This window comes from Pseudaeromonas pectinilytica (assembly GCF_054780855.1).
Map to the genome: position 1 here is coordinate 1 of NZ_BAAGVN010000023.1, position 814 is coordinate 814.

Here is an 814-nt window from a genome sequence, read left to right on the forward strand (position 1 = left end):
GTCATCCATATACAGAACCGTTTTTCCTCTGCAAACCAACGTCTTATGAGTCGATATTTATACTTTCCCGAACTCACATCCAGGTCCAGAACCTCGGCTCTGCAGCTTCTCCGATCGATATCCTTGAGCTTTTTCCCGAGCAACTTGGGCATTTCCCTGCCGTCCTGTCGGTAAGCTGCCTGTACTTTGGGATTGAGATTTTGACTCCCTCTGACCAGATAGCTTCCTTTGGCTTTGGTCACATCAGCAAAGTACTCGCGGCTGATGTAACCGGCATCCGCCAATAACAGTTTGTTATTTAACGAATTTGCGGCCGGAAGATGCTTGCGCTCTGATTCGGTATCCGCCGTGATACTCATCGATATCGGCGACTGGTCCAGCAAGGACATGGTCATATGACACTCTACCGCAGCGGGGCTGTGCTTATTGAATCGGCCCGGGAAATGTTCTGCCAATTGCGGATGTAACGCGAATGACGACCCATCCTGCAGCAGTACCTGCTCAAAGTCTGCCAGTCCGTGAGCGTCCGGTAGACACTCCTTGAGGCGTAAGGCGATGGCTCGTTCAACCAATGCGCGCATGAACAAGGGAAAACCCTGCTTGCGTAACTGGTTGTGAAAGGGTTTATACGCTATTTGGTCAGTATCATGGAGCTGNGTCCTGCAGCAGTACCTGCTCAAAGCCTGCCAGTCCGTGGGCGTCCGGTAGACACTCCTTGAGGCGTAAGGCGATGGCTCGTTCAACCAGTGCGCGCATGAACAAGGGAAAACCCTGCTTGCGTAACTGGTTGTGAAAGGGTTTATACGCTATTTGG

The 814-nt window shown here is 51.7% G+C and carries 1 pseudogene; it reads right to left on the bottom strand.

Features of this window, described 5'->3' with window-relative positions:
- Positions 1 to 659, bottom strand: a pseudogene (locus ACYVG7_RS01960) (IS4-like element ISApu2 family transposase); the annotation flags it as partial.
- Positions 660 to 814 lie beyond the last annotated feature (155 nt).